This is a genomic window from Frankia sp. KB5, assembly GCF_002099325.1.
Lineage (GTDB): Bacteria > Actinomycetota > Actinomycetes > Frankiales > Frankiaceae > Frankia > Frankia casuarinae.
In genome coordinates this window covers 1-8,316 of sequence record NZ_MRUJ01000298.1, presented here as the reverse complement: position 1 = coordinate 8,316, position 8,316 = coordinate 1, and the positions used below count along the sequence as shown (strand labels likewise).

6 protein-coding genes and 1 pseudogene are annotated in these 8,316 nt (G+C 64.9%); 5 read left to right on the top strand and 2 right to left on the bottom strand.

Annotated features, from left to right (window positions below; translation table 11 throughout):
- Positions 1–536: 536 nt before the first annotated feature.
- The 3 genes from KBI5_RS27215 to KBI5_RS22800 all read left to right on the top strand — a co-directional run bounded on the left by KBI5_RS27215 (position 537) and on the right by KBI5_RS22800 (position 3,802).
- Entirely contained in the window at positions 537–1,151 is a 615-nt protein-coding gene (locus tag KBI5_RS27215; RefSeq protein WP_011436295.1) for a hypothetical protein, read from the top strand.
- 121 nt (positions 1,152–1,272) lie between these two features.
- A complete protein-coding gene (locus KBI5_RS22805) occupies positions 1,273–2,787 on the top strand; it encodes a cytochrome P450 (RefSeq protein ID WP_083503468.1) in 1,515 nt (504 codons plus the stop codon).
- A 61-nt stretch (positions 2,788–2,848) separates the two neighbouring features.
- Complete coding sequence (locus KBI5_RS22800; protein WP_011436297.1) at positions 2,849–3,802, top strand: 2-dehydropantoate 2-reductase; 954 nt, start codon at positions 2,849–2,851, stop codon at positions 3,800–3,802.
- A 234-nt stretch (positions 3,803–4,036) separates the two neighbouring features.
- Here the strand turns inward: KBI5_RS22800 and KBI5_RS28215 are convergent, their stop codons facing one another.
- Positions 4,037–4,459, bottom strand: a complete 423-nt coding sequence (locus KBI5_RS28215) for a hypothetical protein (protein ID WP_241883122.1) — start codon at positions 4,457–4,459, stop codon at positions 4,037–4,039.
- A gap of 207 nt (positions 4,460–4,666) precedes the next feature.
- Here KBI5_RS28215 and KBI5_RS28210 point away from each other — a divergent pair, with 207 nt between their 5' ends.
- Together KBI5_RS28210 and KBI5_RS22790 are read left to right on the top strand one after the other, a co-directional pair.
- Positions 4,667–7,015, top strand: coding sequence for a RiPP maturation radical SAM C-methyltransferase (locus KBI5_RS28210; RefSeq protein ID WP_347272533.1), 2,349 nt, complete (start codon positions 4,667–4,669; stop codon positions 7,013–7,015).
- Positions 7,012–7,755 carry a DUF5825 family protein gene (locus KBI5_RS22790; protein WP_011436302.1) on the top strand — a complete coding sequence of 248 codons (744 nt, stop codon included), beginning with the start codon at positions 7,012–7,014 and terminating at the stop codon, positions 7,753–7,755. The genes KBI5_RS28210 and KBI5_RS22790 overlap by 4 nt, the downstream gene beginning before the upstream one ends.
- Positions 7,756–7,892: 137 nt before the next feature.
- Here the strand turns inward: KBI5_RS22790 and KBI5_RS22785 are convergent.
- A pseudogene (locus KBI5_RS22785) lies at positions 7,893–8,222 on the bottom strand (tryptophan--tRNA ligase); the annotation flags it as partial.
- Positions 8,223–8,316 lie beyond the last annotated feature (94 nt).

The following is an 8,316-nucleotide window of genomic DNA, read 5'->3' as shown; positions in this document are numbered from 1 at the left end:
AGCCCCTCCACGCCATCGCCGAATACTTACCGACGATCAGAGCCCGGGAGTCGGCCCAGGCTAGCTGCGGCGTCGGCCCTCGACATACCGATATCGACGTGCCGGAAGATATCGACATCCGCTTAATGGGATGCGCAAAGGGTCACGGACCGCGTTTACTTTCAGTAGCCGGAAGAGATCGCAATTCCCGCCTCTCGATGAGTCGAGCATTGCGCTGGCCTTGTCATGCGCCATCGCCAGGTGTAGCGTGTCGCTAGGCGTCGACTGACCGTCAGAAGACGCGTCAATTCGTACCGCCCGAATAGACCATCGGAGGTCTTCACTTTCCGATGCCCTGAATTCGTGCACCCCATTCTCGGGAACTCTTCACCAGGTAGGCACGGAAGACCTGGTCAYGCCGGAACAAGAATCCGGACAAGCTAATCGGCTGATCGGAGGCCGGAGATCATCGTACGTAGGCTTCAACCACCAGCACGTAGCGTACTCCAGGTCATGAACCGAAGGACAGGACGGCCAGCCTAGGGATGATCACGAGGATGTCGAACGAAGCCTACATCGAGCCCGAACCCGCGAAGCGCTTCGTCGACCACGCGGTGGAGGAGTATCAGCGGTGCCTGGCGAGTAGGAACGCCGATGGTGTGCCAACTCATCTACCGCGTGCCTCCGGCCTCCTGTTCGGTGTCGACAATCGCCACGGGATCACGATCGGCGACATCGAATTCGTGAAGAATGTGCGCGACAGCGACGCGGACGTGATAGCCGAGTTCGAAGATGTAATCGCACCGCAGTTCGGCGACGTGTACAGGAACCCCGGCCGCGGGTTCTGGTGCTCCGGCGAGGACGTCTTTCAGGCGGTGAAAAAGCACGAGGCGGCGGGTCTCGAGCTGATCGGCTCGATTCATTCTCATCCGAACTGGCATGAGATCGGACCTCAGCATGAGCGGACGCAGCGGTTGAGCGAGAAGCCGACCCGGATGGATGAGTACCTGTTCCGTCAGTCCTCCTGGCCGGTCAACCTGATCTGGTATGTCCACGCGGGCCGTCAGGGCCTCGCACACCGGGTCGCCGCATGGAAAGCAGGGCCAGAGCGGTGCGCAGAGCTCGACCTACACATCCCGTCGCAGATCCGGGATGAGTTCGGACTGGGATGACGGTCCACCGCGGCGGCCTCGGAAGACACGACGCGTCAATCGCGTGGCCTCGGTACAGGCCAGAGGAGGAGACAGGATGAACGGAACGCAGAACGGYGCTCGCGAGGGTCTTCCACCGCCCATGGTTACCATCAAGATACCAGCGGCCTTCCGGGCGCTGTCCGGCGGGCAGCGGCAGGTCGCTGCCAAGGGCGAGAACATTCGCGAGGTGTTCGCCGACCTGAACGAGTGCCTGCCCGGGCTCATCGACAAGATCATGGACGGCCAGGGGTCGGTCCGACGGTATATCAACGTCTATCGAAATGACAACGACATCAGAGGCCTGGAAAATCTCGAGACCCGCGTCGAGGAAAGTGACGTGGTCTGGATAATACCTGCAGTGGCGGGAGGTAGCATTCGTCCGGCGGTCCAGGAGCCGAAGGTGCCAGAGGTTCTGCCCTCGGAGTTCTTCCTCAATCCTGGCCCATCACCGCACGCGACGAACGCCGAGCTCAGATCGAAATGCCCCGTCCACCAGATTAACTATCCTCCGGGAAGTGAGGCATACGCCGTTCTCGGCCACAGGGCCGTGGCGGAGGCCTTCACCGACTCGCGCCTGTCCAAGGAAGCGGAGAACCTACCTCCCAGGTTTCGCGACAGGGCTCTGTCCAGCAGCCTCCTCATGGTGCGTAACCTGGGATTCGCGGACCCTCCCGACCACGCCCGGCTGAGGAGGCCGATCAGCCGGGCATTTCTGCCGAACGCGATCGCCGACCTCCGCCCCCGCATCCAGGATGTCGTCGACGATCTCATCGACACATTCCCCGCGCCCGGTGAGATCGACCTCCTCGGCGCGTTTGCCCTGCCGCTTCCACTCACTGTCATCTGCGAGTATCTCGGGATACCTGTCCAGGACAGACCACTCTTTCTCGAGTGGGGTTACATTCTCAGCCAGGATCCCTTCCAGCACGCGGAGTCCGAGCTGAAGGCCGCGACCGAGGAATTCACCGACTACTTCACCCGGCTGGTGGCCCGACGCCGCACGGATCTGCGGAAGGACCTGCTCAGTGAGCTCGTAAGGGCGGCAGACAGTGACGCACTCAGTGAACGCGAACTCCTCTCCACCATTCTCCTCCTGCTCATCGCGGGCCACAAGACGGTCGCGAACCTGATAGGAAATGGGACTGCTCTGCTACTCGGCCACCCAGGCCAGCTCGACCTGCTCCGAACCACTCCCGAGCTGATTCCCGCCGCGGTCGAGGAGATGCTGCGCTTCGAGGGTTCGGCCGCCTGGGCATCCATGCGGGTCGCCGTCGAGGACATGCGGCTCGCCGGAACAGAAATTCCCAGGGGGAGCTTCGTGCATCTCTTGCTGTCCAGCGCGGGGCACGATCCGGAGGCATATGACGAGCCGGAGCGGTTCGACGTCACCCGATCCCCGAACCACCATCTGGCTTTCGGCCACGGCGCGCACTTCTGCGTTGGTGCCCCCCTCGGCCGGCTTCAAGGAGACATCGCCTTCACAACGCTGCTGCGCCGGTTGCCAGGATTCGAGCTGGCAGTCCGTCAGGACGAGGTGGAGTGGCTCGCCGACAGCTCGCTCAGCCGGGGGCTCAGAGCGCTCCCCATCCGGGTCCGGGAGCGGTTGCCGCGATGAGCACCGTATGCCACGGCCGCGGAATTACCCCCCGCCGGTCGTCTCCCGTGAGCGATCAGCGATGACGGCACGAGCAGGCGGACCGAGGATCGCGGTGGTAGGCGCGGGCGCGGTCGGTGGGTATCTCGGCGGCCGCCTGGCCGGCGCCGGTCACGAGGTGGAGTTCCTCGCCCGGGGCGAGAACCTCGCCGCGCTCCAGAAGAACGGGCTGCGGGTAATGGATGACTCAGGTTGCTGGTCGGTGCCGGATGTAAGCGCCTCCGACGACCCTGACGACATCGGAAGAGTCGACTTCGTTCTGCTCTGCGTAAAGACGGGACAGCTTTCCGATGCCGTCGAATCGCTGGGCCTCATGGTCGGCCCGGATACCGCGGTCCTCACTCTGCAGAACGGGGTCGACGCTCCCGGCCAGGTCGCGGCGAGGATTGGCCGCCGTCGCGTGCTGCCCGGAACGATAAGGATCGCGGCGACGATGGCCGGTCCTGGCGAGATTAGACACGCCGGCACCACCTGCGAGGTAAGTTTCACCGCGTGGGACGGCCAGGCATCAAGGCAGGTGACGCGCCTTCGTGAGCTCTTCCGAGAATCCCAGGTGACGGTTACCGAGCCTGACGATATTTGGGCCACCCTGTGGGCGAAGTTCCTGATGGTGGTGCCGGTCGGCAGTCTCGGAGCCGCCACCGGCGGCGCGACCATCGGCGAACTCCGTTCTCGGAGCGGTACTCGCCAGCTCCTGATCGCCGGCATGCGGGAGATCTACGAGGCCGGTCTCGGGCTGGGAATCTTCCTGCCCGACGACGCCGTGGACACGGCGATGGGACTGGTGGACAGGCAATCAGCCGGGGTCACCACCTCACTTCAGCGAGACATCCTGACCGGTAGGCGGTCGGAGCTGGACGCGTGGACCGGGGCCGCTGTCCGGCTGGCCCACGACGCAGGTCTGAGCGCGCCGGTTCACGAACTCCTATACGAGTTGCTCGCCATCCGAGAGTCGCGTGCGGCCGAAGCGGCCTAGACCCTGCCGCCCAACCTCTGCACGGGGTCTCGGGATTCGGGAGGAGGGTCAACGAGCACAGCGGACAGGTACCAGCAGAAGTGCAGGGACGCAGGCGATGCTCCCTCGTGATCTCAGGAGTCCCAAACGGTGAAAGTGAGATTCGCCGGCCGTGACCCGCTGCGGGACGTTACGGCCTATCGGAGCACAGAGCCCGCGAACACGGCGGCAAACGAGCCCGGGCGGTTCGACCTGTCAAGCAACGAACTCGTGCTTCCCCCACTGCCCCCACTGCCCACAGTGCTCTCGGTCATCGAAGATGGCCTCAGCCGGCTGGCCCGTTACCCCGACCCGACGGCACGGACCATCACAGAGGAGATCGCGAAGCACCTGCACGTCTCCCCAGACGCGGTAGCGGTGGGCCCCGGAAGCGCCGGGGTACTCCAACAGATTCTTCTCGCACTGTGCGGCGTCGGCGACGAGGTCATCTACGCGTGGCCGGGCTTCGACGCCTACCCGCTCCTGGTCGCCATCAGCGGGGCCACGAGCGTTCACGTTCCGCTCACGTCTACCGGTGATCACGACCTGGACGAGATACGTGCGCGGGTCGGCCCGCGCACCAGGGTGATTCTTCTCTGCTCTCCCCACAATCCAACCGGCGTGGTCATTGATCGCCATCGTCTGGACTCCTTTCTGCGCTCACTGCCGGGCGACGTCCTCACGGTGCTCGACGAGGCCTACGTCGAGTTCGATCGCGGCGAGAATCCCCCGGGTACTCCGGATGTTCTCAGCCGGCACCGCAACATCGTCGTGCTCCGGACCTTTTCGAAGGCCTACGGGCTAGCGGGCCTGCGGATCGGCTACGCCGCGGGCCCGGAGCGGATCATGGTGACCGTCCGCAAGGCCGGTCTTCCCTTTGGGGTCACCCACATCGCGGAGCAGGCGGCGATCCTCTCCCTGCACAGCGAGGGTGAGCTACGCGGTCGCCTGGACACGGTGACCGTGTCGCGAGACGAACTGACCGCTGGTCTCCGGTGGTCGGGTCTGCCGGTGCTGCCTTCTCGCGCCAACTTCGTCTGGCTCCCCCTGGCCGCTGCGGCCGACTCCTTCGCGCAGGACCTGGCGGAGGCAGGAATCAGGGTCCGCCCCTATCCGGGGTATGGCGTACGGATCTCCGTCGGAGCACCGGAAGCACAGGAGAGCCTCCTGAGGTCCCTTGGCCGAGGCGTACCACGATCTGGGTGTGAGGACCGCGTCATCTCCGGCTCGGCCGGCAACGGATCCTGCCGGCGCCGCGGGCGTGGGCGTCTCGGCGCACGAGCGCGCCGTGTCTTTCTAGCGACCGAAATTCGAGGTGGGAATCTAATGAGGCTTCTCCTTATCGCCATGCCATGGCAGGGACTTGACACACCGTCCAGTGCGCTGGGAGTACTCGGGCCTTCCGTCCGCGAACAGGCGCCCGGCTGGTCCGTGGACGAGTTGTACGGAAACTTCCGGTGGGCTGAGCACCTGATGTGCGCTAGCGGCGGAGCCATCGGCGTGGCGGACTACGGCAAGGTGGCGGTCCAGGTCTTTCAGGGCGTCGGCGACTGGGTCTTCGCTCCCGCGCTGTATGACGTCGCGAGCTACCGTGTCGACGAGTACGCGCAGCTTCTCGACGCGCAGGGTGTCGACGCGGAGGTTCCCGTCGAGATGCAGCGACACTCCCGGACGTTCATCCGGCAGCTGGCGGCCGAGATCGCCGCCGATCCACCGGACATCGTCGGATTCACCAGCACTTTCATGCAGAACGTTCCGTCACTCGCGCTCGCGAGGGAGATCAAGAGAGTCGCGCCGGGCGTCCTCACGGTGATCGGCGGCAGCAACTGCGACGGGCCGCAGGGGCCGGCCCTGCACCGGAACTTCGATCAGCTCGACTTCGTGATCAGTGGTGAAGGCGAACGGTCGCTGCCCGCGCTGCTGAGGTGTGTCGCCGCAGGTGCGAGTGTCGCCGACATACCCGGCCTCAGCTGGCGGTCCGACGGGATGACGGTCACGAACCCACCCGCCGAGTCGTCCGTGCCCTTCGGCGTGGTGCCAGCCCCCGACTACGACGGCTACTTCCAGGCGCTCGAGAATTCGTCGCTCGGCCCCGGCATCCGGCCGATGGCGGTTCTCGAGACATCCCGTGGCTGTTGGTGGGGCGAAGTTCACCAGTGCACCTTCTGCGGCCTGAACGGATCGAACATTAACTTTCGGAGCAAGGCTCCCGAACGCATCGCGCACGAGGTCCGGGACCTGGCGTCGAGGCACCGCGTTCTCGACGTGGTGATGGTCGACAACATTCTCGACATGGGCTACATCGATAAGGTGATGCCGGAGCTGGCGGCCCTCGACTGTGATCTGAGGATTCACTACGAGATCAAGTCGAACATGACCCGCGAGCAGCTGGGCCGCCTGAGGGACGCGAACGTGCTCTTCGTCCAGCCGGGCATCGAGAGCCTGAGCAGCCACGTGCTTCGGCTGATGGAAAAGGGCGTGAGTTCGGCGCACAACGTGCGTATGCTGCGAGATGGCATGGATCTCGGCCTGAGCGTCACCTGGAACATCCTGTACGGATTCCCTGGGGAGACCGACGAAGATTATCAGAGCCTGCTGAGGAAAATGGCATCACTGGAACACCTCCAGCCGCCAACCGGCGCGTGGYGCATTGCACTGGAGAGGTTCAGTCCCTATTTCGATGATCCTTCCATTGGATTCATGTTCCGCACGCCGGCGCGCTTCTATGAACTTATCTATAATGTTCCAAAAGGCGAGTTGTATGATCTCGTCTACCTTTTCGACGGCAGTACGCGAGGGATCGCGGGGCCGCTGGAGGACGACCTGAAGCAGGCAGTCAGAAACTGGGCCGAGGCCTATCCAAGGAGCACGCTTCTGTATTGGATCGACGACCAGGGCCGGGTGGTCATCGAGGACCAGCGGGCAAGCTGGCCTGAAGAGGTCATCGAGTTGGACGAGCTGCAAAGCAATGTATACCTCGATCTCTTCCAGGGAGCCGGGTGGGAGGGCGTGCGCCGACGGCTCGCCGACGGCGGCCAAGTCGTGACCGACGAGGAAGCCCGGAAGATCCTTCGTTACTTCGTCGACCGCGGTCTCGCCTTCGAGGACGAAGGGCGCTACGTGAGCTTGGCGCTCGAGGTCGACCCGTACCGCCGGAAGCTTGTCGACGGCAGAGAGGTCGCGGCATCCCGATGAGCGCCCTGCTGGATATCGACGGACTCAGGGCGCTGGCCGACCGCCACGGGCGCCGCCCGGCGGGCGGGCGACCGGGCGCCGCGGTGCTGGTCCTCGGTGCGGACTGGACCGGGCTCCCTGCTCCTGACGAACTGGGATCGCTTCTGCGGCGTGTGCCCGTCGCCGGTGTGCGGCTGGCTGAGGCCGTCGACCTGTCAGGACTCCCGGCTGACGTGACCGCGCGAAGCATCGCGCTGGTTCGCGAATGCTCCTCGATCGGAGTGCGGTTGTCGTGGTCATTGAGCCTGAGCCCGGACCAGATGGGGATGGTTCGGATACTCGATCACCTACCGCCTCCGGGGAAGGTGACCGTCCTGGGCGAGGGAGAACTCCCCCTCGGCCATTGGCGATCGGCGGGCAGTTTTGGTCTGTTCTATTTCCGGAAGGGGCCGGACTTCGTCTCCGTAGTCGACCAGAGGAGCGAGGCCACGAATCGGTTCATCGTCGACGACGCCGTCCTCATCGACGTGCTCCGGCAGGGAATGTCGGGATGCGCGTGGGCCGACGTGACCCGGACTCCGCAGTATGCCGCGGCCGCGCGGGACCTGGTGGGCAAGGGCTTGATCCTGCGCGTCGGCGACTATTGCGTCACTCTACCGGTGCATATGCGTCGTTGGCCGGTGGGGACGCTTCTGCTGGGCGGGACTCTGGCCGCGGCCGGCACGAAGAAGTCCGTTCTGACGGTTGACCGGCAGCTCTGACCGACTCCCGCGGCCCTCTTCCTGGAAGCCGGGCGGCCACCACAGCCGGGTCGCCACCGAAGCCGCCCGGTGCCAGGTGTGGCTCGGCAGTCTCGGGCGACTCGGCGCCGACCCGGCCGGCCGGTGACCCCAGACCGTCAGTAGTGGCTGTTCATGGCGGTACGCACCTCGGCGAGGGTTGCGTCGGCGACGGCTCCCGCTCGTTCGTTGCCCTCGCGGAGCACACGGCGCAGATGGGAGCGGTCCTCGGCGTAGTCGGCTCGGCGAGCCCGGATCGGTGCCAGGTAGTCGTTGACCGCTTCGATCACGATCTTCTTAAGTGCGGCGGCCCCGGCGGAGCCGATGTCGTCGGCGACCTGATGAGGGTGCCGGTTCTGGCAGAGCGAAGCGAGCAGGAGGAGGGAGGACACCTCGGGACGGTTCGCGGGATCGTAGGTGATGTGGCGCTCGGAGTCGGTCTTCGCTCCCGTAAACATTCAGCTTCATTGTTGATGTTGCTGTGAGTGGTTGGCGCTCGTTCCGGGTCCGACTGTTGGCTGATGTGTGGCGCATCGGATCTGG